28 protein-coding genes and 1 other RNA gene are annotated in these 24,808 nt (G+C 67.4%); 20 read left to right on the top strand and 9 right to left on the bottom strand.

Translation table 11 applies throughout. The features are described from left to right. Positions 1-35: 35 nt before the first annotated feature. Positions 36-896, bottom strand: coding sequence for a YicC/YloC family endoribonuclease (locus VG556_RS18900; RefSeq protein WP_005410888.1), 861 nt, complete (start codon positions 894-896; stop codon positions 36-38). Between the two features lie 124 nt (positions 897-1,020). Here VG556_RS18900 and rph point away from each other — a divergent pair, with 124 nt between their 5' ends. The 7 genes from rph (at position 1,021) to pepQ (ending at position 8,269) form a co-directional block, all read left to right on the top strand. After that, positions 1,021-1,746 (top strand): ribonuclease PH, encoded by a 726-nt coding sequence (rph, locus tag VG556_RS18905; RefSeq protein ID WP_014648280.1) that lies wholly within the window; start codon positions 1,021-1,023, stop codon positions 1,744-1,746. After that, positions 1,743-2,132, top strand: coding sequence for a VOC family protein (locus VG556_RS18910; protein WP_032956062.1), 390 nt, complete (start codon positions 1,743-1,745; stop codon positions 2,130-2,132). Before rph ends, VG556_RS18910 begins: the two co-directional genes overlap by 4 nt. Further along, on the top strand, positions 2,129-2,725 hold the full coding sequence (gene rdgB, locus VG556_RS18915; RefSeq protein WP_014648282.1) for an RdgB/HAM1 family non-canonical purine NTP pyrophosphatase: 597 nt from the start codon (positions 2,129-2,131) through the stop codon (positions 2,723-2,725). The genes VG556_RS18910 and rdgB overlap by 4 nt, the downstream gene beginning before the upstream one ends. Before the next feature lie 58 nt (positions 2,726-2,783). Next, positions 2,784-4,010 (top strand): radical SAM family heme chaperone HemW, encoded by a 1,227-nt coding sequence (hemW, locus tag VG556_RS18920; protein WP_100450918.1) that lies wholly within the window; start codon positions 2,784-2,786, stop codon positions 4,008-4,010. 201 nt (positions 4,011-4,211) lie between these two features. Beyond that, positions 4,212-6,491 carry a DUF1631 family protein gene (locus VG556_RS18925; protein ID WP_423180038.1) on the top strand — a complete coding sequence of 760 codons (2,280 nt, stop codon included), beginning with the start codon at positions 4,212-4,214 and terminating at the stop codon, positions 6,489-6,491. Continuing rightward, positions 6,488-6,862 (top strand): PilZ domain-containing protein, encoded by a 375-nt coding sequence (locus VG556_RS18930; protein ID WP_014648285.1) that lies wholly within the window; start codon positions 6,488-6,490, stop codon positions 6,860-6,862. The genes VG556_RS18925 and VG556_RS18930 overlap by 4 nt, the downstream gene beginning before the upstream one ends. 75 nt (positions 6,863-6,937) lie before the next feature. Continuing rightward, positions 6,938-8,269: a Xaa-Pro dipeptidase gene (pepQ, locus tag VG556_RS18935; RefSeq protein WP_100450563.1), complete on the top strand. Its 1,332-nt coding sequence runs from the start codon at positions 6,938-6,940 to the stop codon at positions 8,267-8,269. Positions 8,270-8,754: 485 nt separating this feature from the next. Here the strand turns inward: pepQ and VG556_RS18940 are convergent, their stop codons facing one another. After that, the gene (locus tag VG556_RS18940; protein WP_087786593.1) at positions 8,755-10,077 is read right to left on the bottom strand and encodes an aminopeptidase P N-terminal domain-containing protein; all 1,323 of its coding nucleotides are present in this window, start codon (positions 10,075-10,077) and stop codon (positions 8,755-8,757) included. Positions 10,078-10,082: 5 nt separating this feature from the next. Then, positions 10,083-10,631, bottom strand: coding sequence for a YecA family protein (locus tag VG556_RS18945; protein WP_014648288.1), 549 nt, complete (start codon positions 10,629-10,631; stop codon positions 10,083-10,085). A gap of 153 nt (positions 10,632-10,784) precedes the next feature. On the opposite strand from VG556_RS18945, the gene VG556_RS18950 reads away from it, so the two are divergent. The 8 genes from VG556_RS18950 (at position 10,785) to VG556_RS18985 (ending at position 14,933) form a co-directional block, all read left to right on the top strand. Then, a complete protein-coding gene (locus tag VG556_RS18950) occupies positions 10,785-11,006 on the top strand; it encodes a TIGR02449 family protein (RefSeq protein ID WP_005410898.1) in 222 nt (73 codons plus the stop codon). Continuing rightward, a complete protein-coding gene (locus VG556_RS18955; protein ID WP_005410899.1) occupies positions 11,003-11,299 on the top strand; it encodes a cell division protein ZapA in 297 nt (98 codons plus the stop codon). Before VG556_RS18950 ends, VG556_RS18955 begins: the two co-directional genes overlap by 4 nt. A 153-nt stretch (positions 11,300-11,452) precedes the next feature. After that, positions 11,453-11,638: non-coding RNA, 6S RNA (gene ssrS, locus VG556_RS18960), on the top strand. A gap of 83 nt (positions 11,639-11,721) precedes the next feature. After that, positions 11,722-12,315, top strand: a complete 594-nt coding sequence (locus VG556_RS18965; protein WP_049440492.1) for a 5-formyltetrahydrofolate cyclo-ligase — start codon at positions 11,722-11,724, stop codon at positions 12,313-12,315. Then, positions 12,312-12,791: an EVE domain-containing protein gene (locus VG556_RS18970; RefSeq protein ID WP_014648290.1), complete on the top strand. Its 480-nt coding sequence runs from the start codon at positions 12,312-12,314 to the stop codon at positions 12,789-12,791. The genes VG556_RS18965 and VG556_RS18970 overlap by 4 nt, the downstream gene beginning before the upstream one ends. Before the next feature lie 22 nt (positions 12,792-12,813). Then, the gene (rpiA, locus tag VG556_RS18975) at positions 12,814-13,461 is read left to right on the top strand and encodes a ribose-5-phosphate isomerase RpiA (protein WP_014648291.1); all 648 of its coding nucleotides are present in this window, start codon (positions 12,814-12,816) and stop codon (positions 13,459-13,461) included. A gap of 21 nt (positions 13,462-13,482) precedes the next feature. Continuing rightward, the gene (locus VG556_RS18980) at positions 13,483-13,929 is read left to right on the top strand and encodes a DUF192 domain-containing protein (RefSeq protein WP_014648292.1); all 447 of its coding nucleotides are present in this window, start codon (positions 13,483-13,485) and stop codon (positions 13,927-13,929) included. Positions 13,930-14,087: 158 nt separating this feature from the next. After that, positions 14,088-14,933, top strand: a complete 846-nt coding sequence (locus tag VG556_RS18985) for a SirB1 family protein (protein ID WP_024957828.1) — start codon at positions 14,088-14,090, stop codon at positions 14,931-14,933. 40 nt (positions 14,934-14,973) lie between these two features. On the opposite strand, the gene VG556_RS18990 is transcribed toward VG556_RS18985, so the two are convergent. Further along, the gene (locus tag VG556_RS18990; protein ID WP_075076014.1) at positions 14,974-15,198 is read right to left on the bottom strand and encodes a rubredoxin; all 225 of its coding nucleotides are present in this window, start codon (positions 15,196-15,198) and stop codon (positions 14,974-14,976) included. Between the two features lie 34 nt (positions 15,199-15,232). Here VG556_RS18990 and thiE point away from each other — a divergent pair, with 34 nt between their 5' ends. Both thiE and hemL read left to right on the top strand, forming a co-directional pair. Further along, positions 15,233-15,859 (top strand): thiamine phosphate synthase, encoded by a 627-nt coding sequence (gene thiE, locus VG556_RS18995; RefSeq protein ID WP_032956049.1) that lies wholly within the window; start codon positions 15,233-15,235, stop codon positions 15,857-15,859. A 16-nt stretch (positions 15,860-15,875) separates the two neighbouring features. Beyond that, the gene (gene hemL, locus VG556_RS19000; RefSeq protein WP_049407023.1) at positions 15,876-17,165 is read left to right on the top strand and encodes a glutamate-1-semialdehyde 2,1-aminomutase; all 1,290 of its coding nucleotides are present in this window, start codon (positions 15,876-15,878) and stop codon (positions 17,163-17,165) included. 72 nt (positions 17,166-17,237) lie between these two features. Here hemL and azu read toward each other — a convergent pair whose 3' ends face one another. Beyond that, a complete protein-coding gene (gene azu, locus VG556_RS19005) occupies positions 17,238-17,687 on the bottom strand; it encodes an azurin (RefSeq protein ID WP_032956045.1) in 450 nt (149 codons plus the stop codon). Between the two features lie 123 nt (positions 17,688-17,810). Here azu and VG556_RS19010 point away from each other — a divergent pair, with 123 nt between their 5' ends. Further along, positions 17,811-18,413 (top strand): HAD-IA family hydrolase, encoded by a 603-nt coding sequence (locus VG556_RS19010; protein WP_014648298.1) that lies wholly within the window; start codon positions 17,811-17,813, stop codon positions 18,411-18,413. Positions 18,414-18,557: 144 nt separating this feature from the next. On the opposite strand, the gene VG556_RS19015 is transcribed toward VG556_RS19010, so the two are convergent. After that, on the bottom strand, positions 18,558-19,784 hold the full coding sequence (locus tag VG556_RS19015) for an acetylornithine transaminase (RefSeq protein WP_049440495.1): 1,227 nt from the start codon (positions 19,782-19,784) through the stop codon (positions 18,558-18,560). Between the two features lie 63 nt (positions 19,785-19,847). Here VG556_RS19015 and VG556_RS19020 point away from each other — a divergent pair, with 63 nt between their 5' ends. Continuing rightward, positions 19,848-20,720 carry an ion transporter gene (locus VG556_RS19020; protein ID WP_014648300.1) on the top strand — a complete coding sequence of 291 codons (873 nt, stop codon included), beginning with the start codon at positions 19,848-19,850 and terminating at the stop codon, positions 20,718-20,720. A gap of 102 nt (positions 20,721-20,822) precedes the next feature. Here VG556_RS19020 and VG556_RS19025 read toward each other — a convergent pair whose 3' ends face one another. The 3 genes from VG556_RS19025 to VG556_RS19035 all read right to left on the bottom strand — a co-directional run bounded on the left by VG556_RS19025 (position 20,823) and on the right by VG556_RS19035 (position 23,824). Beyond that, on the bottom strand, positions 20,823-21,764 hold the full coding sequence (locus tag VG556_RS19025; RefSeq protein WP_069117945.1) for a YiiG family protein: 942 nt from the start codon (positions 21,762-21,764) through the stop codon (positions 20,823-20,825). 155 nt (positions 21,765-21,919) lie between these two features. Beyond that, the gene (locus VG556_RS19030) at positions 21,920-22,912 is read right to left on the bottom strand and encodes a YiiG family protein (RefSeq protein ID WP_100450565.1); all 993 of its coding nucleotides are present in this window, start codon (positions 22,910-22,912) and stop codon (positions 21,920-21,922) included. A 93-nt stretch (positions 22,913-23,005) separates the two neighbouring features. Then, complete coding sequence (locus VG556_RS19035) at positions 23,006-23,824, bottom strand: SDR family oxidoreductase (protein ID WP_014648303.1); 819 nt, start codon at positions 23,822-23,824, stop codon at positions 23,006-23,008. 108 nt (positions 23,825-23,932) lie between these two features. Here VG556_RS19035 and VG556_RS19040 point away from each other — a divergent pair, with 108 nt between their 5' ends. Then, positions 23,933-24,616, top strand: coding sequence for a hypothetical protein (locus tag VG556_RS19040; RefSeq protein ID WP_069117940.1), 684 nt, complete (start codon positions 23,933-23,935; stop codon positions 24,614-24,616). The last annotated feature ends 192 nt before the right edge of the window (positions 24,617-24,808 follow it).

The raw sequence follows: 24,808 nt of genomic DNA on the forward strand, positions 1-24,808 counted from the left end.
CCGAAGGCGTCCCTGCTGTATCGCTGGATGCAACATCATTCGATGTTCTGCACCTGCTCGCGGATCTGGTCGATCAGCACCTTCAGCTCCACCGCGGCATTGGACGTGCGGCTGTCCACCGACTTCGAGCCCAGCGTATTGGCTTCGCGGTTGAACTCCTGCAGCAGGAAGTCCAGGCGGCGGCCGACCGGCTCGCGCTGCTTGAGCACGCGGCGGATCTCGACGATATGGCTGCCGAGCCGGTCCAGCTCTTCATCCACGTCCAGCTTCTGCAGCCACAGGACCAGCTCCTGCTCCGCACGGCCCGGGTCGACAGGGTGCGGCAGGTCAGCCAGACGGGCGGCCAGCTTGGCGCGCTGGCCGTCGCGAATGGCCGGAATCAAGGTGCGCACTTCGGTGGCGATGCGTTCGATGCCGTCCACGCGTTCGCTGATGGCCGCAGCCAGCTTGCCGCCTTCGCGCTCACGCGCTTCGACGAAGCCGTCCAGCACCTGGTCCAGCAGGGCCAGCGCCTCGACCTGCAGGGCGGCGGCATCCGTGGCCTCGCCGCGGGTCACGCCCGGCAGCTGCAGCAGATCGGTGAAGCTGACCTGCAGGTTCGGGAAATCGGAGGTCAGGCGGTGGGCCAGGCGGCCCAGCTGGCCCAGCAGGGCCTCGTCCACCTGCAGGTTGGCAGCCGCCTCCGGCGCGCGCAGGCGCATCACCAGATCCAGCTTGCCGCGGCTCAGGCGCGCGGCGATACGCTCGCGCAGCTGCGGTTCGAGCGCCCGCAGTTCCTCGGGCAGGCGGGTGCCGACCTCCAGGAAGCGGTGGTTGACCGAGCGCAGCTCGCAGCCCAGCGTGCCCCACGGGGTGACCCGCTCGCCGCCGGCATAGGCGGTCATGCTTCGAATCATGGAATGTGTCCGGTGCGTGCAAAGGGGGAATGGTACCCTAGCGCCCTCACCAGAGCCCCCTTGCCCGCCCCGTGAAGGCCGCGGGCGTGGCGGCGTACTCCCTCGCCATTACGGAACCCGCACCATGTCCGATTCCCGCCCCAGCGGCCGCCAGCCCGACCAGCTCCGCCCGGTCGTCATCCAACGCGGCTTCACCCGCCACGCCGAAGGTTCGGTGCTGGTGTGCTTCGGCGAAACCCGCGTGCTGTGCACCGCCAGCGTCGAGAACCGCGTGCCGGGCTTCCTGCGCGGCAAGGGCGAAGGCTGGGTCACCGCCGAGTACGGCATGCTGCCGCGCGCCACCCATACCCGCAGCGACCGCGAAGCGGCCCGTGGCAAGCAGGGCGGCCGCACGCTGGAGATCCAGCGCCTGATCGGCCGCAGCCTGCGTGCCTGCGTGGACCGCAATGCGCTGGGCGAACGCACCATCACCCTCGACTGCGACGTGCTGCAGGCCGACGGTGGCACCCGCACCGCCGCCATCACCGGCGCCTATGTGGCCCTGGTCGATGCGGTGAACGTGCTGATGAAGCGTGGCGACATCAAGCGCAACCCGGTCCTGGGCGCAGTTGCAGCGGTGTCGGTGGGCGTGTACCGCGGCACCCCGGTGCTGGACCTGGACTACGCCGAAGACAGCGACTGCGACACCGACATGAACGTGGTGATGAACGACGGTGGCGGCTTCATCGAGCTGCAGGGCACCGCCGAAGGCCACGCCTTCCGTCGCGATGAACTGGACGCGCTGCTGGGCCTGGCCGAGAAGGGCGTGGCCGAGCTGCTCGCCGCGCAGCAGGCGGCGCTGTCGGCATGAACCGGCGCATCGCCCTGACCACCCTGGTGGTGGCCGACTATGACGAAGCCATTGCCTGGTACACCGGCAAGCTCGGCTTCGCATTGCTCGAAGACATCGACCAGGGGCACAAGCGCTGGGTGGTGGTCGGCCCGACCGACGGCAGCGCCGCCGCCCTGCTGCTGGCCCGTGCCAGCGACGAGGAACAGCGCAGCCGCATCGGCAACCAGACCGGTGGCCGCGTTGCCTTCTTCCTCAACACCGACGACTTCCACCGCGACCACGCGGCGATGCTGGCCGCCGGCGTCGAGTTCCTGGAAGCACCGCGCGAAGAACCCTATGCAACGGTCGCGGTATTCCGCGACCTGTATGGCAACACCTGGGACCTGTTGGAGCCCCGTCAATGAAGAAACTGGTACTGGCCAGCCACAATGCCGGCAAGCTGGTGGAGATGCAGGAGATCCTCGCCGACCTGCCGCTGCAGATCACCTCGGCCGCCGAGCTGGGCCTGGGCGACGTGGAAGAGACCGGCCTGACCTTCGTCGAGAACGCGCTGCTGAAGGCACGCGCCGCCTGCGAAGCGACCGGCCTGCCGGCGCTGGCCGATGATTCCGGCCTGATCGTCGATGCCCTGGGTGGTGCACCGGGCCTGTACAGCGCGCGCTATGCCGGCCACCCGACCAACGCCGCTGCCAACAACGCCAAGCTGCTGGACGCGATGGCCGGTGTTCCCGATGGCCAGCGCAGTGCCCGCTTCTATGCGGTGATCGTGCTGTTGCGCCACGCCACCGACCCGCAGCCGCTGATCTGCGAAGGCCGCTGGGAAGGGCAGATCATCCGTGAGCTGCGTGGCACGAATGGTTTCGGCTACAACCCGGTGTTCCTGGACACCACCCACGGCCTGACCGCCGCGGAAATGGAGCCGGCGCTGAAGAACGCCATCAGCCACCGTGCCATTGCCCTGCAGCAGCTCAAGCAGCAGCTGGCGACGCTGTACTGACGCCCGACCTGATCGAACCAGGGAAGCCGGCCAACGGCCGGCACTACCGATGAAGCCCATGCCGCACGCCCACGACCACTGCAACCACCTGCCCGGCGAAGCCTGCTCCGCTGACCACGACGGCGCACCGCGGCTGGTGCCGCCACCGCTGTCGCTGTACGTGCACCTGCCGTGGTGCGTGCGCAAATGCCCGTACTGCGATTTCAATTCGCACCAGGCCAGGGGCGAGTTGCCGTTCGAGGCCTACATCGATGCACTGCTGCGCGACCTGGACCAGGACCTGCCGCTGGTCTGGGGCCGGGTGGTGCACAGCGTGTTCTTCGGCGGCGGTACGCCCAGCCTGTTCCCGCCGGAGGCGATCGACCGCTTCCTGCAGCAGGCCAGCGCGCGCCTGCGCTTTGCCCCCAATGCCGAGATCACCCTGGAGACCAACCCGGGCACCGCCGAGCATGGCCGTTTCGACCGCTACCGCGCGGCCGGCGTGAACCGCCTGAGCTTCGGCATCCAGAGTTTCGACGACGCCATGCTCAAGCGCCTCGGCCGCATCCACGACAGTGGCGAAGCCGAGCGCGCGGTGAAGATGGCGCAGGACGCGGGCTACGACAATTTCAACATCGACCTGATGTATGCGCTGCCGGAACAGACCCTGGCCGGCGCCGAGGCCGACCTGGAGCGTGCGTTCGCGCTGCAGCCGGCGCACATCTCGCACTACCAGCTGACCCTGGAACCGAACACGGTGTTCTTCGCGCGGCCGCCGCAGGGCATTCCCGACGAAGACAACGCCTGGGACATGCAGGAACACTGCCAGGCATTGCTGGCACAGGCTGGTTTCGGCCAGTACGAGGTCAGCGCCTATGCGCGCCCCGGCCGGCAAAGCGCGCACAACCTGAACTACTGGCGTTTCGGCGATTACCTGGGCATCGGTGCCGGTGCGCACGGCAAGATCAGCTCGGGCGCCGAAGAACACGTGCTGCGCCGCTGGAAGCTGAAGCATCCGCAGGCCTACCTGGACAGCGCTGGCACGCCGGCCTCTTTCGGGGGTGACGATGTGATCGCAGCCGAGCGCCTGCCGTTCGAGTACATGCTCAACCTGCTGCGCCTGCACGAAGGGTTCGGCCTTCGCGATTTCGAGTCGCGCACCGGGCTGCCGCGCGGCGTGCTGGACGCTCCGTTGGCCGAGGCCGTCCAGCGCGGCTGGCTGGAGGTGGCGGAGGGTCATGTGCAGCCGACCGAGCTGGGCCGCCGGTTCACCAACGATGTGGTGAGCCTGTTCCTGGAGGAATAAGCCTTCCGCCATACCGGGTAGTGCCGGCCGCTGGCCGGCACTCTGGTAAAGACAGCGCTGCCGGCCAGCGGCAGGCACTACCGTTCATCCGTCGGCCCTGCCCGATGAACGTGAGACACGTTCAGCCTAAAGTAGCGCCGACTGCGGCCGACACGGTAGATTCACAGGATCGATCCGCGGGAATCCGGGTACCGCTCGCCGATGTCAGCTGTCTTTTCCATCACCTCTGCCGACAAGGCACGCCTGGCCGCCAGCGACCTGCCACCGCGGGTGCGTGAGCTGCTGGGTGCGTTGATCGGCCTGTGCCGGCAAACGCTGGCCGCGCCCCTGATCCTGACCGTCGAAGCGCTGGAGCAGACGCTGCTGCACGACGCCGACCGCGCACGCAATCCGATGCAGCAGGCGGACCTGATGGCCCAGCGTGGCCAGCTGCACGCCTTCGCCGGCCATTTCGCCGACCGCATGCTCGATGCCGTGGCCGAAGCGCTGGCGGGCCTGCGCGAGCCGTCCACCGCCGCTGCGGCGCCTGCTTCGCCGCCGCCGCTACCGGGCACGCTCGGCCTGTCGCTGGTCGATGAGCACGAGGTGGATCGCGACCTGCTGCTGACCGAAATGATCCGGCGCGAGACCCTGCGTTCAACCAATACGTTGAACCTGCTGGGACAGCGCCTGGGCGTGCTCGCGGCGGCGCCGGCGTTCGAGGCCGACACCCTGCCACTGGCACCGCAGGCCCTGTGCGCGATGGTGCGCCGGATCGCCGAACAGGACGCCCTTGGCGTGGAGGTGCAGCTTGCGCTGTACCGCAGCTTCGAGCGGCAGGTGCTGGAACGCCTGGGCGATGTGCTGGACCGCGCCAATGCGCTGCTGGCCCAGCATGGCGTGCTGCCGGGCCTGGTCTACACCCCGTACCTGGCACGCTCGTCGAGCACCCGGCGGATCATCACCCAGTCGGTGGGCGGCGGCCGCACGACCCAGCCTGCCAAGCGTTCCGCCGCGCCGTTGACCGGCTGGAACGGCTCCGCTCCGGCCGGTTCCTGGTCGAACCTGGTGCAGGACGCATTCAACAACGCGGGTACGCCGGGCGCAGCCACCGCTGGCGTGACCACGTCCACCGGCAGTGCGCTGCATGAATTGCTGCAGCAGGCCCGCCATGCCACTGCCCCTCCTGCGGACACCGCTGCCGTGCCCAGTGCGGCCGTCGATGCGGTCCTCGCGCGACTGCAGGCCCAGTCCAGCGCGGCCACCGGCGTCGCCGACCTGCAGGCTGCGGTGGTCGCCCAGCTGCGCAGCGAGCACGGCGCGCAGGCCCAGCTGGGCAGCCACGACCGCGACAACCTCGACCTGCTGCGCCTGCTGATGCAGCAGGTGCAGCAGCAGCAGCGCCCCGACCCGGTGCCGGCCGCCCTGCTGGCGCGCCTGCAGGTACCACTGGCGCGTGCGGCGATGGCCGACCCCGGCTTCTTCGTGCGCGACGAACACCCTGCACGCGAACTGCTCAACCAGATTGCCGAAGTCGGCGCCAACTGGCTGGGCGACGATGACGTGGATCCCCAGCTGCTGCAGCGCATGGCGCAGAGCGTGCAGGGTCTGCTCGGCCAGGATGCACGCTCGCCCGAGGCCTTCGCCACCGCCAACGAGGACGTGCAGCAGCATCAGCGCGCGGCGGCCCATCGCGCCGAACTGGCCGAGCGCCGCCACGTCGAGGCCGCGCGTGGCAAGGAACGGCTGGAACTGGCGCGTCGCCAGGCCAATGCGCAGATCGACCAGTGCTGCGAGACACAGGCGCCGCCGCGCTTCGTGCAGACCCTGCTGCGCCAGGCCTGGGCCGATGCACTCACCCTCACCCGCCTGCGCCATGGCGAAGATTCGCCGCAGTGGCAGGAACGCCTGCTACAGACCGAGCGCATCGCCGCGGTGACCGCGCAGGCCGTCGATGCCAACGGTGGCACCGATGCAGTGCTGGCCAACGAGGTGGAATCGGCGCTCGTGCAGGTCGGCTATCACGCCGAGGAAGCCGCCGCCGTTGCGCGCCGCCTGGCCACGCCAGGAGGCGAGGATGAAAGCACCTCGCGCACCGAGCTCAGTGCGCGCCTGAAGGCACGTGCACGACTGGGCGAACATGCTGCCAGCGGCAGCGCCGACGCCCCGCGCACGCCGCGCAGCAGCGCCGAAGAGGCGGCCTACCAGCAGCTCGTGACCCTGCCCTTTGGCAGCTGGTTCGACATCGACAACGGTGACGGCACCCTGCGCCGCCAGCGCCTGTCCTGGTACAGCCTGCTGACCGGCCACGCCCTGTTCGTCAATCCGCGCGGGCAGAAGATCGCCGATACCGACCTTGATACGCTGGCCCGGCAGCTCAGCGCTGGACGTGCGCAGCTGGTCACCGAAGACAAGGGGCGGCTGGTCGATCGCGCATGGCAGGCCAGCCTCGGTGCGCTGCGTGCGCTGGCCGGCGGCCGTTACAGGGAGGCGTCCGTTTGAACGTGCAACCGCCGCAGGACACCCGCCGCGCGCCGCGTCGCCAGGTCTCGGACCTGGTACCGGTCACCGACCAGATGCGCGAATGCGTGGTGGGCCGGCTCGGCAATGTCTCCGAGACTGGCATGTTGATGCTGGCCAGCACCCCGCTGCGCGAGGACGCGCTGTACCAGTTCCGCTTCCCGTTGCCGATCGGTGACGGCCGCCACGAGGCCATTGACGTGGGCGTGCACCTGCTGTGGAGCGAGCCGGCGCATGTGCCCGGCCAGAGCTGGACCGGTTTCCGCTTCCTCACCCTGTCACGCGAACATCGGCAGCTGCTGCGCCAGTGGATAGGCGAAGACAGCGACGAGGCACCGGTTTCGACGGCCTGAGTGCCGGTTCCAGCACAGCGGTTTTTCCCGGTATGCGGCAGAATCTAGGGCCGTTTTCCGTGTCGAGCCACCGCAATGATCCAGCAAAACCCCGGCGCCCTGTACCCCGACCACCTGGCCGTGCTGTGCCGACGTGCCGAACAGGCGTTGGCCCGCGGCGGCTTCGACCATCTGGTCGTGCCCAGCGGCACCCTGCACTACCAGGTGTTCGACGATCGCGACTACCCGTACGCGGTCAATCCGCAGTTCAAGGCCTGGCTGCCGCTGACCCGGGTGCCCAACAGCTGGATCGTGTTCACCCCGGGCAAGCGCCCGGCGGTGATCTTCCACCAGCCCTTCGATTACTGGCACGTGGTACCGGACGCACCGAGTGGCTGGTGGGTGGAGCACTTCGACATCCACATCATCCGCAAGCCCGAAGAGGCGCTGGCCCTGCTGCCGGCCGACCCGTCGCGCTGCGCGATCCTCGGCGAGCCGCAGAGCGCGCTGGGCAGCTACGTGCCGAACAACCCGGCACCGGTGGTGAACTACCTGGAATGGCACCGCGGCAGCAAGACGCCGTATGAGATCGCGCTGATGCGCCAGGCGCAGGTGCTGGGCGTGCGCGGCCACCGCGCCGCCGAGGCCGCGTTCCGCAACGGTGCCGACGAATTCAGCATCCACATGGCGTACTGCCAGGCCGTCGGCCAGGATGCCAACGAGCTGCCCTACGGCAACATCGTGGCGTTGAACGAACACGCCGCCGTGCTGCATTACACCGAGCTGGGCCGCAAGGCACCGCAGCCGCTGCGCAGCTTCCTGATCGATGCCGGCGCCAGTGCGCACGGCTATGCCAGCGACATCACACGCACCTACGCCGCGCAGGGCCACGACGAATTCGCCGCGATGATTGCTGCCGTCGACGCCGCCCAGCAGCAGATGTGCGCAGCGGTGCGCCCGGGCTTCGACTACAGGCAGCTGCACGTGGACGCACATCTTTCGCTGATGGGCGTGCTGAAGGACTTCGGCGTGATCAAGGTCTCGCCGCAGACCGCGCTGGAGACCGGCGTCAGCGCCGCATTCTTCCCGCATGGCATCGGCCACCTGATCGGCCTGCAGGTGCACGACGTGGCCGGTTTCGCGGCCAGCGACGAGGGCGGCCGCATCGAGCGCCCGGCGGGCCACCCGTACCTGCGCCTGACCCGTGTACTGGAACCGGGCATGGTGGTGACCATTGAACCGGGCCTGTACTTCATCGACATGCTGTTGAACGAAGTGAAGGATGCCGGCCATGGTGATGCGATCAACTGGGACCGCGTGGATTTCTTCCGTCCGTATGGTGGCATCCGCATTGAAGACGAAGTGCTGTGCACCGAGGGCGAGGCGGACAACCTGACGCGGCCGGCGTTTGCGGCGGCGAACGGCTGAGCCCCTCGTGGTTGGGCGCTGATATCAAAGGCCGCGCTTGGCCGGGCGGGGTGGGTTTGCAGGACACGCCGTAAACCCATCCATGGGGGCTCGATGGCGCCATCCATGGCGCCAACGGTCCTGCAAACCCACCCCGCCCGTCCTTTGACAGTTTCCTGCTGCGTCCAACCACGGAAAAAGAAGAAAGAAAAGCAGAAGCGGGTCGCTCGCTGCGCTCGCTCCGTGTCGACCAAGGTCGACACCTACCAACAGCCGCGCGTGCCAATAACCGCGGTTGCCAACAGCCGCGTGAACCTGTCGAAGGCGGGGTACTGTGGGTTTGCGGGGTGTGAGCGGCATGGATGCCGCGACCAAGCCCCCATGGATGGGTTCACGGCGTCCCCGCACACCCACAGTGCCCCGCCATCCCACGGAATGCGCGCTGTTGCTGTTGCTCTTGCTGTTGCCTCTGCGGGTGCAGGGCTGCAAGCCCTGCAGAACACCCCTTACCCCGCCATCACCGCTTCGATCTCGTCGGCGCTGCGCGCCAGGCCTTCGGTCAGCACGCGATGACCGTCATCGGTGATCAGCACATCATCCTCGGTACGGATGCCGATGCCGCGCCAGCGCGGTTCCACCGTCGTATCGTCCACGCCGATGTACAGCCCCGGCTCGATGGTGAATGCCATGCCCGGCTCCAGCAGCCGCGAATCGCCCGCCAGGCGGTAATCGCCCACATCGTGCACGTCCAGCCCGATCCAGTGCCCGGTCTTGTGCCGGTAGAAACGCTGGTACAGGCCTTCGGACAGGTTCTTTTCCAGCGTCCCCTTCAGCAGGCCCAGCCGCAGCAGGCCCTCGGTCAGGGTCTGCACCGCGGCCAGGTGACCGGCCTCGTACGGCACGCCCGGCCTGGCCTGGGCCAGCGCGGCGGCCTGTGCATCGCCGACCAGGTCGTGCAGTGCACGCTGCTCGGCGCTGAAGCGGCCATTCACCGGAAACGTGCGGGTGATGTCGCTGGCGTAGCCACGGTACTCGGCACCGGCGTCGATCAGCACCAGCTCGCCGTCGCGCGAACGCGCGTTGTTGTCCCGGTAATGCAGGATGCAACCGTTGCGGCCCGCACCGACGATGCTGCAATACGCCGGCACCGCATCGCTGGCGCGGAACACGCGTTCCAGCTCGGCCTGCAGCTCGTATTCGTGGATGCCGGCCCTGGCAGCCTTCATCGCCGCCAGATGTGCACGCACGCTGATCTGGGCGGCGTGGTGCATCAATGCAACTTCCGCACCGGACTTGAACAGGCGCTGCTCGTGCAGCAGATGGCCCAGTTCAAGGAATTCATGCGGCGGCTGCGCGCCGTGGCGCACCTGCGAACGCACGCGGTTGACCCAGCCGATCAGCTTCAGGTCGAAATCGGCGTCGCGACCGAAGTGGTAGTAGACGCGCGAACGGCCTTCCAACAGGCCCGGCAGGATGTCGTCCAGATCATCGATCGGGTACGCATCGTCCATGCCGTACTGCGCCACCGCGCCTTCCTGGCCGGCACGGCTGCCGTCCCAGGCTTCGCGCTCGGCATCACGTTCGCGGCAGAACAGGATGGCCTCGCCGTGGCGCCGGCCCGGGATCAGCACCAATACCGCCTCCGGCTCCGGGAAACCGCTCAGGTACTGGAAGTCCGAGTCCTGGCGGAACGGGTAATGGGTATCGAGGCTGCGCACCTTCTCGGCCGCGGCCGGCAGCACCAGGATCGCGTCCTCGCCGGCCATGTCCATCAGCTGGCGGCGCCGACGCTTGTATTCGCCGGCCGCGATGCCGGTGCGCTGCTTGATGTCCATCAGTTCAGGCGCTGCCGATGGCGCGAGGCCAGCACCACGTCACCGTGCAGCAGCAGTACCGCCACGCGGATGAACTCCTCGATCTCCGACAGTGCTTCGTCGTCATCATCGCCACCCGCTTCGAAATCCTCGCTGGAGGCGCGTGCCAGGCTGGCCATGTCGGTCAGCGCTTCTTCACCCTCTTCGGACAAGGTCGGGCGACGGCCGCCGCTGCCCAGGCCGAAACCACCCAGGAACGAGCGGGTCCAGCTGAACATGGCATCGGCCTGCGCGGACACATCGTCGCCGTCTGTCAGCAGCAGTTCGAAGGCGAAGTCGCGGTCTTCCAGCTGCTTGATGGTCGCCTGCAGCAGCTGCCCCAGCACGCTGTCGGCAGCCACCGGCGGCAGGTTGTCGTCGGCCAGCACCCGTGCCGGCCAGTCGTTGCCGGGGGCGCCACCGGCGGCCAGCCAGCCACACAGCGCACCGTGCAGCTCGGCAGCGGTAGCGCCCAGGCCCAGTTCCTGGCTGGCGCGGGTAACGTCGTCGACGGAGGGAAGTTCGGTCATCGTGCGGCTCGTTCGGAAAGGAAACCCGGGGCGCGCACGCGCGCGCCCGTGAGACCCCGTAGTGTAGCAACCCGGCGGCGTCCTCTCTGCGGCCGCCAGGCCTTGCTGCGACAACGCTTGACCGCCCTTGCCCGGCTTGCCTATCGTGCCCGCATGGAACCCGCCGATCCCCTTGCCCAGCTGCAGGACTTCGCCGCCCGCGTGGAAGCGTTGCTCGAACGCAACCAGCGCCTGGCCGAGGAGAACCGCAGCCTGCGCCACCAGCAGGAACAGCTGGTGGCCGAGCGTTCCACGCTGCTGGCCAAGAACGAGCAGGCACGCTCGCGGGTGGAAGCAATGATCAGCCGGCTCAAATCCCTGGAGCAGCACACATGAGCGCCGAACCGGTCAGTGTCCGCATCCTCGATCGTGAATACACGGTGGGTGTCGGCGGCGATGAACGCGACAGCCTGATGGCCGCCGCGCGCCTGCTCGATGCGCGCATGCGCGAAATCCGCGGCAGCAACCGCATGGCCGCCGTCGACCGCGTCGCCGTGCTGGCCGCACTGAACCTGGCCCACGAACTGCAGCTGCTGCGCGACGAGAACGCCCGCCAGGCCGTGGCCCTGCAGCAGACGCTGGCCGACCTGAACAGGCGCCTCGACCGCGCGATCGACGGCACCCCCTAGAAAAAGGGGACGGAGGGGATTAAGGCGCATTCGCCCCATCCGTGCCGGAAACGTCTTAATCCCCTCCGTCCCCTTTTCGCATATCTGAATTGGCACGGACTGTTGCCGACGAACGGCCTATCCAGATCCTGCACGCTGGCTATAATGGCCACGCGTTCTCTGCGGTACTCGACGGCATGTGCAAACATTCGCCTTGTCCCTTAAGAACGACACCGGGAGCGCGACAGCGCCGGGAGTGCAGGTCCGCCTTGTAGCGGGAAGCCCGATGGTTCTCCAGCGTTCCCACTTGAGCCCCCGGGTTCAAGGTCGTTTCGCATGCATCGACATTGCGGAGAATGCAATATTCCAGCAAGGGCGGCGTCTTCGGGCGTCGCCCTTGTTCTTTCCGGCACAATGGCGGCTGATCCTTGCCGCACGCTGCCATGACCGACCCGCGCCAGGCCCTGCGCCACGACCTGCGGCAACGCCGCCGCGACCTTTCCGCCGGTGAGCGCATTGCTGCCGCCGAATCCCTTGCCGATGCCCTGCTCGCCCTGCCGTTCGCCCCGCGCGAAGGCGCCGTGGCCGGCTACTGGGCGCTGGATGGCGAAATCGCCCTGCACCGCTGGCAGCTGCAACTGCCCGAAGGCCTCACCTACTGCCTGCCGGTGCTGGCCGGCGACGTGCTGCGCTTCGCGCCGTGGCGGCCGGGGCAGGCGCTGACCAGCAACCGCTACGGCATTCCCGAACCGGACGTAGCGCTGGACGATACGCTGGAACCGGCGCAGATGGCGCTGGTGGTGGCCCCGCTGGTGGGCTTCGACGCACAGTGCCGGCGGCTGGGCATGGGGGGCGGCTGGTATGATCGCAGCTTCGCCTTCCGCCATGACCGGCCGGCGCCGCCCTGGCTGGTCGGTGCTGCGTTCGCGGTGCAGCAGGTCGAGTCCTTGCCGGTGGCGTCGTGGGACGTGCCGGTGGATGCGATCTGCACCGAAGACGGCACCCTGTTCCCCTCCGCTGCCCCCGTGAACGCATGACCGCCCGCAAGCGCTACTGGCTGATGAAGTCCGAACCGGACGCCTTCTCCATTGATGACCTGGCCAAGGTCAAGGTCGAACCCTGGAACGGGGTGCGCAACTACCAGGCGCGCAACTTCATGCGCGATGGCATGCAGGTGGGCGACGGCATCCTGTTCTACCACTCCAATACCAAGGTGCCGGGCATCGTCGGCCTGGCCACGGTGGCCAGCACCGCCTATCCGGACGACACCCAGTTCGATCCAAAATCCGACTACTACGACCCCAAGAGCACGCGCGAGAACCCGCGCTGGATGCTGGTGGACGTGGCCTTCGACCGCAAGCTGAAGCAGGTGATCGCGCTGGACGAGATCAAGCTGCACGCCGAGGAACTGGGCGAAGGCTTCCCGCTGGTTGCCAAGGGCAACCGCCTGTCGGTGTTCCCGGTGACTGCCGCGCAGTGGAAGCTGCTGCTGTCGCTGGAAAAGAAATCCTGATTCCCTGCCTGAGAGTTCTCCCATGTCCGAAGCCAAGCGCCTGGCCGCCGAGAAAGCCATCGAATACGTCGAAGACGGCATGATCGTCGGTGTCGGCACCGGTTCCACCGTGGCCTATTTCATCGATGCCCTGGCCCGCATCCAGCACCGCATCAAGGGCGCCGTGTCCAGCTCCGAGCAGAGCACCGCGCGCCTGAAGCAGCACGGCATCGAAGTGATCGAGCTGAACCACAGCGGCAACCTGTCGCTGTACGTGGACGGCGCCGATGAGTGCGATCCGAACAAGTGCCTGATCAAGGGCGGCGGGGCCGCACTGACCCGCGAGAAGATCATCGCCGAGGCCAGCGAGCGCTTCATCTGCATCGTCGACCCGAGCAAGCAGGTGCCGGTGCTGGGCAGGTTCCCGCTGCCGGTGGAAGTGATCCCGATGGCGCGCAGCCTGGTCGCCCGCCAGATCCGCGACATGACCGGCGGCCAGCCGACCTGGCGCGAAGGCGTGGTCACCGACAATGGCAACCAGATCCTGGACATCCACAACCTGCAGATCACCGATCCGGAAAAGCTGGAGCGCGAGCTCAACCAACTGCCGGGCGTGGTCTGCGTGGGCCTGTTCGCGCGCCGTCGCGCCGACGTGGTGATCGTCGGCGGCGAGCCGCCGGTCGTGCTCTGACCCTTCCGAAGGATCCTGACGATGTCGCTGTTGCGTTCGCTGCTGATGCTTCCGCTGCTGGCCCTGGCCGGCTGTGCCACCGACGCGGCCCGCCATTGGGTCGAACTGGATGGCGCCCGCTACCAGGTGGAGCTGGCCACCAACGATGAAACCCGCGCGCGCGGGCTGATGTTCCGCGACCAGATGGCGGCCGACCACGGCATGCTGTTCATCCACGACCGCGAAGAAATGCAGGCGTACTGGATGAAGAACACCAGGATCGCGCTGGACATCCTGTACTTCGACAGCCAGCGCAGGCTGGTCAGCCAGCAGCGCGACGTACCGCCGTGCTCGGCCGGCGACATGTGCCCGCCCTACCCCAGCGGTGGCCCGGCGCGCTACGTGCTGGAACTCAACGCCGGCCAGGCCGAGAAGCTGCAGTTGAAGGACGGCACGGAGCTGAAATTCGGCCCGGGCATCGAAAAGTAAGGTACGGCCGGGCTGCGCCCGGCACCCGCAGTAGTGCCGGCCGCTGGCCGGCAACCCTGCAGGGGTCAGATCCCTTTCGCACGCGAAAGGGATCTGACCCCTGCATTTTTCACGCGGCACCGCTTGAAACGGCCTGCGAATGACGCCAGTCTGTGGCCATGCAGGACCGGATCACACTCCCCGACTGGGATGCACTGGCCGACCTCGAAGACGAGGCGCTGCCACTGTTGCCGACCGCGCTGCTGATCGCGCGCGATGAATACCCCGATCTGCAGCCGTCGACCTACGATGCGCTGATCCAGAGCCATGTCGACCACCTCCGCTCGGAAGTGGAGAGCATCGACAACAGTCCATTGAAGATGGCGGCGATCAACCGCCACCTGTTCGACGAGCTGGGCTACAGCGGCGACCACGACGAGTATTACGACCCGCGCAACAGCTACCTCAACCAAGTATTCGAGCGCCGGCTGGGCAACCCGATCTCGCTGGCGCTGGTGCAGATGGAAGTCGCGCGGCGGCTGGGCATTCCGCTCGACGGCGTATCCTTCCCCGGCCACTTCCTGGTGCGCCTGCCGGTGGACGACGGCGTGCTGGTGATGGACCCGTTCAATGGTGGTCGCCCGCTGGACGTGGACGAACTGCGCGAACGCGCCAAGTCACACCTGGGCGGGCAGATGCCCGACGACCAGGTGCTGGCGCAGATTCTGGACCCGGCGCCGGCGCGCGCGATCCTGATGCGCATGCTGCGCAACCTGCACGGCGTGTATGCCGAAGCCGGCGAATGGGACCGCGCCGCGCGCAGTGCCGACCGCCTGCTGAAGCTCGCCCCGGAGCAGGACGATGCGCTGCGTGACCGCGGCCTGGCCTACCTGCAACTGGAGTACCTGGCCGGTGCCCGCCACGACCTGGGGCAGTACCTGAAGCGCAACCCGGAAGCCAGTGATGCGCAGTGGCTGCGCGAGAAGCTGATCGACCTCGGCGGACCGATGCCGCGGCTGCATTGAGGGTGTCGGTGTGTGGACCAACGGTCCACACCTACCCTCATCAATCGACCTCGACCATCTCGAAATCGGCCTTGGTGACCCCGCAGTCCGGGCAGGTCCAGGTCTCCGGAATGTCCTCCCAGCGCGTCCCCGGCGCGATGCCCTCCTCCGGCAGGCCCTCCGCTTCGTTGTACAGGAAGCCGCAGACCACGCACATCCAGGTGCGCAAGGTGGTGGGGGTGGCATCGCTCATCGGATAATCAGGGCTGGATTCACGGGCCGCCATTGTCCCATCGCGGTCCACTCACCGGTAGCCATCGATGACTTCTGCTTCCCCGGCGCCCCGCGGCGTCTACCTGATCACCCCGGACGAGCCCGATACCGCATGCCTGCTGGCCCGTACCGCGCCGCTGCTGGCCGCTGGCGCCACCTGGCTGCAGTACCGCAACAAGACCGCCAGTGACGCGCTGCGGCGGGAGCAGGCCACCGCCCTGCAGGCGCTGTGCGCGGAACACGGCGTGCCGCTGATCGTCAACGACGACCCGGCGCTGGCCAAAGCCGTTGGCGCGGCGGGGGTGCACCTCGGCGGCACCGACGGTGACATCCCCAGCGCACGCGCCCTGCTCGGTGCCGAGGCCATCATCGGCGCCTCCTGCTACGACCAGCTGGCCAATGCAGAGAAGGCCGTGGCCGCCGGCGCCAGCTACGTGGCCTTCGGCGCGTTCTTCCCGACCACGACCAAGGTCACCAGCAGCCGCGCGCATACCGACCTGCTGCGGCAAAGCGCCGCACTGGGCGTGCCGCGGGTGGCGATCGGCGGCCTGACGCCGGACAATGTCGGTCCCATCATCGACGCCGGCGCCGATCTGGTCGCCGTGGTCAGCAGCGTGTTCGCCGCCGAAGACCCGGTCGCGACCCAGCGCGCCTACCTCGCCCAGTTCGCGTAACGCCCAGGAAAGCCCCATGAACCACGACCAGTCCCACGCCCTGTTCTCCCGCGCCCAGCAACTGCTGCCGGGCGGCGTCAATTCGCCGGTACGCGCGTTCAAATCGGTCGGTGGCGAACCGTTCTTCGTCGAGCGCGCCGACGGCGCCTACCTGTACGACGTCGACGGCAACCGCTACATCGACTACGTCGGTTCCTGGGGCCCGATGATCGTCGGCCACAACCACCCGGCCGTGCGCCAGGCGGTGAAGAAGGCGATCGACAACGGCCTGTCCTTCGGCGCGCCGTGCGCAGCCGAAGTGACCATGGCCGAGACCATCACCCGCCTGGTGCCGTCGTGCGAGATGGTGCGCATGGTCAACTCCGGCACCGAGGCCACGCTGTCGGCGATCCGCCTGGCGCGTGGTGCGACCGGCCGCAACCGCATCGTGAAGTTCGAAGGCTGCTATCACGGCCATGGCGACTCGTTCCTGGTCAAGGCCGGCAGCGGCATGCTGACCCTGGGCGTGCCGACCTCGCCGGGCGTCCCGGCCGGGCTGAGCGAACTGACCCTGACCCTGCCCTACAACGATTTCGAAGCGGCCACTGCGCTGTTCGCGCAGCAGGGTGACGACATTGCCGGCCTGATCATCGAGCCGGTGGTCGGCAACGCCAACTGCATCCCGCCGCGCGAGGGCTACCTGCAGCACCTGCGCGAACTGTGCACGAAGCATGGCGCGCTGCTGATCTTCGACGAGGTGATGACCGGCTTCCGCGTCGCCCTCGGCGGTGCGCAGGCGCACTACGGCATCACCCCGGACCTGACCACCTTCGGCAAGATCATTGGCGGCGGCATGCCGGTCGGGGCCTACGGCGGCCGCCGCGAGCTGATGCAGCAGATCGCCCCGGCCGGCCCGATCTACCAGGCAGGTACGCTGAGCGGCAACCCGGTGGCGATGGCCGCCGGCCTGGCGATGCTGGAACTGATCCAGCAGCCGGGCTTCCACGCCGACCTGGCCGAGCGCACCGCGCGCCTGTGTGCCGGCCTGGAAGCGGCCGCCGCCGAAGCCGGCGTGGCCGTGACCACCACCCGCGTGGGCGCGATGTTCGGGCTGTTCTTCACCAGCGAGAAGGTGGAGACCTATGCGCAGGCCACTGCCTGTGACATCCCGGCGTTCAACCGCTTCTTCCATGCGATGCTGGACCAGGGCGTGTTCCTGGCGCCGTCGGCGTACGAAGCCGGTTTCCTGTCCAGCGCGCACGACGATGCGGTGATCGAGGCCACCCTCGCCGCTGCACGCGTGGCGTTCAAGGCCACCAAGGGCTGATCGCAAAAAGGGGACGGAGGGGATTAAGTCGTTTGTGCACAAACGACTTAATCCCCTCCGTCCCCTTTTTTTCTAACCGAAGAGGAACTTGCCCTTCATCATCGCGAAGTGGCCGGGGAACGAACAGAAGAAGGTGTAGTCGCCACCTTTCTGCAGGCCCTGGGTAGAGAAACGCACGCGCGTGGTCTCGCCGCCGCCGATCACCTTGGTGTGCGCCAGCACGCGCTTGTCGGCCTTCGGCAGGTAGCTGTCAGCCAGGGTCATGCGCATGCCCGCCATCGCCACCGGCTGGTAATCAGCGCTGCGGGTCAGCACCCAGTTGTGGCCCATCGCGGTGACCGCCAGCTTGCCGGTATGGCGCAGGGTCAGGTCCACGGCGGTGCAATCAGCGGCAACCTTGATCTCGCGGCTGCTGAAGCTCATCTGGTCGGTGCTGTCGATGCTCACCGCACACACCCGCGCCATCGCCGACGGCGCCAGCATCAGCGCACCCAGTCCCACTGCCACCCTCCAAGCCTTCATCATTGCATCTCCTGCGGATTCAAGCGCCATTCTAGGCAGCCCCCTGCGGCGCCGTCTGCGACCGTCTGTCGCATGCCAGCTCCAGGGTTTCCCGCGCACTCATCGCAATGGCATGCTCAGCCGATGCGGATCGACCTGTTGCTGCTGGATGTGGATGGCGTGCTGGTGCAGTACCAGCGCGGGCAACGCGTGCTGCATCTGGCCCGGACACTGCAGGTTCCGACGCACGCCGTACAGGCCGCGCTGTACGACAGCGGTCTGGAAGCAGCGCATGACAATGGCACGCTGGACGGCCCGGCCTATCTGGCGCAGCTGGGAGAGCTTCTGGGCACGACTGTCGATGTGGCTGCATGGACCGCGGCGCGACGGGCCGCCAGCCATCCTCAGGCGGCCGTGTTGCAACGATTGCAGGCCCTGCAACTGCCAATCGCGGTGCTGACCAACAACGGCGCGCTGATGCAGCAGGCATTGCCCACCCTGCTGCCGGAACTGTTTCCTGCCCTGCAGGCGCGCGTGTTCTGCAGTGCGGATTTCGGCCTGCGCAAACCTGCGCCGGCGGTGTTTCTGCGCACGCTGGAAGCGCTGGGCGTGGCACCTTCGCGCACGCTGTTCGTCGATGACCTGTTCGCCAATGTGCGTGGCGCGCGCGCTGCCGGCCTGCACGCGGAAACCGTGCGCGATGGCCGGGGATTGGGCAAGGTGTTGAAGCGCTACCGGATTGCGTGAACTACTGTAGAGCCGAGCCCATGCTCGGCTGCTGTGGCCTGGCATCGCGATGAACCGAGCATGGGCTCGGCTCTACGGGCATTCCTCAGCAACGGGGTCAGAGCCCTCTCCGCAGAAGAGGGATCCGACCCCGGCACGATGGCCTCAGCGCGCGGCGATGAACGCGGCAATCGCCGCGCGCAGGCGCTTCAGGCCTTCGGCCACTTCTTCGTCGGTGATGTTCAGCGACGGCACGAAGCGCAGCACGTCCGGGCCGGCCTGCAGGGTCAGCAGGCCCTGCTCGGCGGCGTGGTCGAGGATCGCACCGGCCTGGCCGGCGAAGTCCTTGCTCAGCACCGCGCCCAGCATCAGGCCACGACCACGCACGTCGCTGAACACACCGAACTCGTCGTTGATGCGGGCGAAGCCATCGCGCAGCGCCTTGGACTGGCGACTGACGTTGGCGGCGATCTCCGCCGAGGCCAGCTTGCGCAGCGCCACGCGGGCCACCGCAGCAGCCAGCGGGTTGCCACCAAAGGTGGTGCCGTGCGCGCCGAACTGCATGGTCTCGGCCACCTTCGGGCCGGCCAGCATCGCGCCGATCGGGAAGCCGCCACCGAGTGCCTTGGCCAGGGTAACCATGTCCGGCACCACGTCGTCCTGCCAGTGCGCGAACAGCGTGCCGGTGCGGCCCATGCCGGCCTGGATCTCGTCCAGCACCAGCAGTGCGTTGTGCTGGTCGCACAGTTCGCGCACGCGCTTGAGGAAACCGGACTTGGCCGGCATCACGCCGCCCTCGCCCTGGATCGGCTCCAGCATCACCGCCGCCACGTCGCCGGCGGCCATCGCGGTTTCCAGCTGTACTTCATCGTTGAAATCGATGTAGCGGAAGCCGCCGGGCAGCGGCTCGTAGCCTTCCTGGTACTTCGGCTGGGCAGTGGCGGTCACCGCGCCCAGGGTGCGGCCGTGGAAACTGCCACGGAAGGTGATGATCACCCGCTTGTCGGCCGGGCGGCCCTGGCTGGAGGCCCACTTGCGGACCATCTTGATCGCCACTTCGTTGGCTTCGGCGCCGGAGTTGCACAGGAACACGCGCTCGGCGAAGCGGCTGGCCTTCACCAGCTCCTCGGCCAGGTGCAGCGGCGGCGCACTGTAGAACACGTTGCTGGTGTGCCAGAGCTTGCCGGCCTGCTCGACCAGTGCGGCCACCAGGTCCGGATCGTTGTGGCCCAGCCCGCACACGGCGATGCCGGCGGCCAGGTCGATGAACTCACGGCCCTGGCTGTCCCACACGCGGGCGCCCTGGCCTCGCTCCAGTACCACCTGACGGGGCTTGTAGACCGGCAGGTAATAGTGCGAAAGGGAGATCAGCGGATCGGTAGCGGCGGTCATGGCAGTCGGCAGGGTTCAGGAATCCCCATTCTCGCGCCGGAACCCCTGCGGCACAATGCGCCCATGCGACCGTTTTCTGCCCCCCAGCTGAACCCCGCCACCGAGACCGGCTGGCGCCGCCGGTGGTTCGACATCATCTACCGCCACGACTCGCGGCCCTCGCGCAATTTCGACCTGATCCTGGTAGTGGCGATCGTCGCCAGCATCCTGGTGGTGATGATCGACAGCGTGCAGCACCTGCATGCCGAATGGTCCACCGGCCTGTACATCCTGGAATGGGCCTTCACGATCATCTTCACCGCCGAGTACCTGCTGCGGCTGGCCGTGGTCAAGCGTCCGCTGCGTTACGCGGTGAGCATCTGGGGCATCATCGACCTGCTGTCGATCCTGCCCGCCTACCTGTCGATGTTCATTCCTGGCGCGCAGAGCCTGCTGGTGGTACGCGCGCTGCGCATCCTGCGCGTGTTCCGCATCCTCAAGCTGACCCGCTACATCGAGGAAAGCGGCGTGCTGATGACGTCGCTGTGGCGCAGCAGGCGCAAGGTGCTGGTGTTCCTGTTCACGGTGATCACCATCACCATCATCGCCGGCGCGCTGATGTACGTGATCGAGGGCCCCGAACACGGCTTCACCAACATCCCGGCCAGCATGTACTGGGCGGTGGTGACCATGGCCACGGTCGGCTTCGGCGACATCGTGCCGCAGACCGTGCTTGGCCGCTTCGTCACGTCGGTGCTGATCCTGATCGGCTACAGCATCATCGCCGTGCCCACCGGCATCTACACCGCGGAGCTGGCCAGCACCATGCGCGAAGCCGAGCTGGCCGCGCGCCGCGATGCGCGTGGCTGCCCGCACTGCGGGCTGGAAGGCCACGAGCCGGATGCCCGGCATTGCCGCAAGTGCGGGGGTGAACTACCGGATGCATTCAGCCATTGAGGCACATGCCGGCCAGCGGCCGGCACTACCAAACCCGCAGGGTGCGTGCCGGGCGTGACCCGGCACTACCCTCGGTAGCTCCATGCCATGCGTGGATCCTCCTCAACGCATGCGGTTGCTGGTGGTCACCAGGTCGTTGTAGGCATCCAGGATCGTCGACTGCGCGCCCTCAGGATCGGTGGTGAGCCAGCTGCCCGACGCCTTGCGCTCGGCGGCCAACGCATCGGCGGTGATCGGCTTGCCCTGCTCCAGACGTTCGACACCGCGACCGGCGGTACGCACCAGCTTGTCGGCCGAACGCTGCACATGACCCCACATCGGGTCGTCCTTGCCGACACCACTGTTCTGGATTTCCGTCACCAGCGCCTGATAGTCGGCCAGCTGGCCGCGCAACGCCGCAACGTCCGGTGCGTCGCTCTGGAACGCCATCGCCAGCTGCTTGCCATCGCCGACAAGGCGCAGGTGGTAATAGGCCAGCGAGCGGCCTTCGCTTTCCTCGATCTGCTTCAGCTGGGCGGCGCGGCGATCGTTCTCGTTCTTTTCCAGCGCAGCATCCATCGCTTCGCTGGCCTTGAAGAAATCAGCATAGGCCTGCATCAGCGGGGTATGCTGGCTGCGCATCCCTTCGCCACCATCGCGACGATAGTCCTCGCGGGTGAAGTACCCATCGGCACGCTCGATCAGGGTGTTCAGTGCCTGGAATGCCCGCTGGTACTGTCGCGCTGGTGCATCCAGCGGCGTGGCAGGGGTCTTTGCCAGCGCATCGGTCAGCGGCTGGCCGCAATAGTCGACCCGGTGCGACAACAGCTTGCCGGGTGAACGCGGCTGCGCTTCCTTGCCGGTCGGGCCGGCCTCGGGATCCTTCATCCAGCCCGTATAGGTCTGGAAACCCTCGCGGATGGGCTGTTCGACGCCGTTGTAACACTCGATGTAGGCGTTCACCTTCCCCAGCCCGGGGTCGGCGACCGCCAGCCCCGCCGGGTTGTTGCAGCCGGCCAGCGCGCCAAGCAGGAGAACGGGAATCAGGCGTGTGGATGCGTTCAAATCAGTTCCTTGCACCAGTGAAAACTGCAGGCATCTTCATGCATGGCGCGGGCGCGCGCTCCAGCACCTCGGGAAGGTGCTGGCATTCGGGGCTGCGGGGCGCGTCATGTCGCAATCATCCTGCTCGATCGCGACAAAAATAACGTTGAGCTTCGCTACTGGCGGTTGCTCTGGAAAACCAGCGAGTTGTATTCCTGCATCAGCTTGTTGGCGGAGCCACGCGGCGCCATCGACGGCGAATCCAGCATGCGTCGTTCGAAATCGCTGTAAGGCTTTTTCTCGCTGACGCGCTGCAGCCGCTCCTTGCCTTCGCGACGGAAGTTCTCGGCTTCACGCTCGAAGCTGTTCCAGTCCAGCTTGCCCGGCTCCTGATCAGCCACCTTCGCATGCGCTTCGTCGGAAATGCGGTTGAACGCATCCAGACGCTCGCGCGCCTTGGCCTGATCGAAGTCATCCTCACTCATCAGATCCATGATGGCCTTGGCTTCCAGCATCATTGCCAGACGGTAGTACTCGCGCGTGCGTCCCTCGGCCTGTTCCAATACCTTGAGCTGCTCGCGCTGGGCGGCGTCGTTCTGGCGCTCCAGCTCGGCGTTGAACGTTTCGCTGGCAGCCACGAACTCCTTGAAGGCGGCCATCAAGGGCGCGTGCAGCTGCTTTCCCTTGGCGAACTGGTCGTCTTCGTAGTCCTGGCGATCGTAATAGTCGTGCGCGTCCTTGCTGAGCGGCACCAGTGCCTTCAGCGCCTGCTGGTAATGGCCAGCAGCGGCATCGAGCTCAGCCAGCGCCGGCTTGGCAGCCATCGCCTCGGTCACGGGGCCATCGCACTGCTTCATGTCGTAATCGCTGATCTCGAACGGACCGTACACCTGGGTCTCGCGCCCGCTCGGGCCGGCCTCGACGTCCTTGATCCAGCGCGTATAGGACTCGATGCTGCCGTGGGTCTTCGAATCCAGCGTGTTGAAGCAGCCGATGTAGGCGTTGAGCTTGGCGGTCAACTGCTGCTGTGCGTCGGACGGCGCCGCGCTGGCGTCGGGCGTGCTGGAAGGGCCGGCGTCGCCAGTGGTTGCGGGTGCCTTGCCGCCGCAGGCAGCCAGGACAATCGACAGCGAAGCGGCCAGCGCCGCGACGGAAAGAGTGCGTGACATGGGTTCACGTCCTTGTTGAAAACGATTACAGCCTCGCATTCTAGCGCAGCAGGCCGAAGGTCGCAGCCCTCGGCCTCTGCCGGCGACGCGCGATCATTCCAGGAACAGATCCGGCAACAACGGACGCGATGGATCCACCGCATAGCCGGACAGATCGGTGATACCCGCCTGTGCCAGCACGTCATCGTCGATCAGGAACTGGCCGTGGAAACCCGCCGCCTCGCGCACCAGCACCGCGTGCGCAGCATCGGCCATGATCTGCGGCGTGCGGCAGCCGGCCGCATCGACGCCCGGAATCATGTTGATCGCATCGGTGGCGATCACCGTGCGCGGCCACAGCGCGTTCACCGCCACACCCTGCGGGCCGAATTCCGCGGCCAGGCCGAGCGTGACGAAGCTCATGCCCATCTTCGCCAGCGTGTAGCCGGTATGCGCGCCCCACCACTTCGGTTCCAGGCTCGGCGGCGGCGCGAGAGTGAGGATGTGCGGGTTCGGCGCCTGCAGCAGGTATGGCAGGCAGGCCTGCGCGCACAGGAAGCTGCCGCGCGAATTGACCTGCTGCATCAGGTCGAAGCGCTTCATCGGCGTATCCAGCGTGCCACGCAGCCAGATCGCGCTGGCATTGTTGACCAGGATGTCGATGCCACCGAAGGTGTCGACCGTGGCCGCAACCGCCGCGTGCACCTGCTCTTCCTCGCGGATGTCGCACTTCAGCGCCAGCCCCTGGCCGCCCGCTGCTGTTACCGCTTCGGCCGCGGTATGGATGGTGCCTGGCAGCTTCGGATTCGGCACCGATGACTTGGCCGCAATGGCCACATTGGCGCCGTCGCGCGCAGCGCGCAGTGCGATGGCCAGGCCGATGCCGCGCGAGGCACCGGTGATGAAAAGCGTTTTGCCCTGCAGACTGCCCACGTTCCACACTCCAGCGTATGCAATAAGCCGCTAGTATGCCGCGCCGACGTGGAGTTCACCCGGCCTTGACGATACTCGGGCCTCCAGTCAACGCACGAGGTCCACGCCATGCGCCGTTCCCGCCTGTTGCTGCCTGCCCTGGGGCTTGCCCTGCTGACTGCCTGCCAGGGCCGTTCGCCGGAACCCGGCAAGGAGCCGCCTGCCGGTGACACCCCCAGCGCAGAGAAGGCCGCCGCCGACGGCAAGCTGCGCTGGAGCGAGGCAGTGGTGTGGGATGGCGACCTCAACGCCTGCCGCCAGGGCGAGAACGCCGCCACGCGTGATTGCCTGCGCGATGCGATGCGCGCCGGCGGCGCCAGCGCCGATGCGATCACCGCCGCCGAACAGCTGTCCACCGGCGGCGAGCTGGCCTACGTGACGGCCTGGCACGAGAACGAAGGCCTGGGCATTGCCACGGTCGAATATCCGTTCCGCGCCAACACCAACGAGGGCACCCGCCTGGTCGACGCCACCGGCAAGCGCATTGATGTGGATGCCGTGCAGCTGGACGACACCCTGCGTGCCGATCCCACCGTGCAGGCCCTGCTGAAGGACCACCCGCAGGCCACGCCGTTCGCACCGGCGCAGTCGGCCGGGGCCACGCCGCTGGAGAACGACGGCATCCGCGTGATGTACCGCACGCCGCTGCGCGACTGCCACGCCTGCCCGGATGTGGGCCAGCTGCAGATCGCGTACGACTTCGACGCCAAGCGCAACTTCATTGGCCAGCAGGTGGTGCCGGCGACGCCGTAAGGTCACCCGCCTCTGTAGAGCCGAGCCATGCTCGGCTCTACATTTCCATTCCTGGTACAGCACTTCCACGCCATCACCACGGGCAAGACGTCTCACCTGATCCAACGTATCCACCGCCATGACGGAGTACGTGACCTCCACACCGGAGTGCAGGCGTCCCTCGGCAGGGTCCTCATCAGTCTCTACTGATAT

Source organism: Stenotrophomonas sp. CASM106, assembly GCF_049384825.1.
Classification (GTDB): domain Bacteria; phylum Pseudomonadota; class Gammaproteobacteria; order Xanthomonadales; family Xanthomonadaceae; genus Stenotrophomonas; species Stenotrophomonas muris.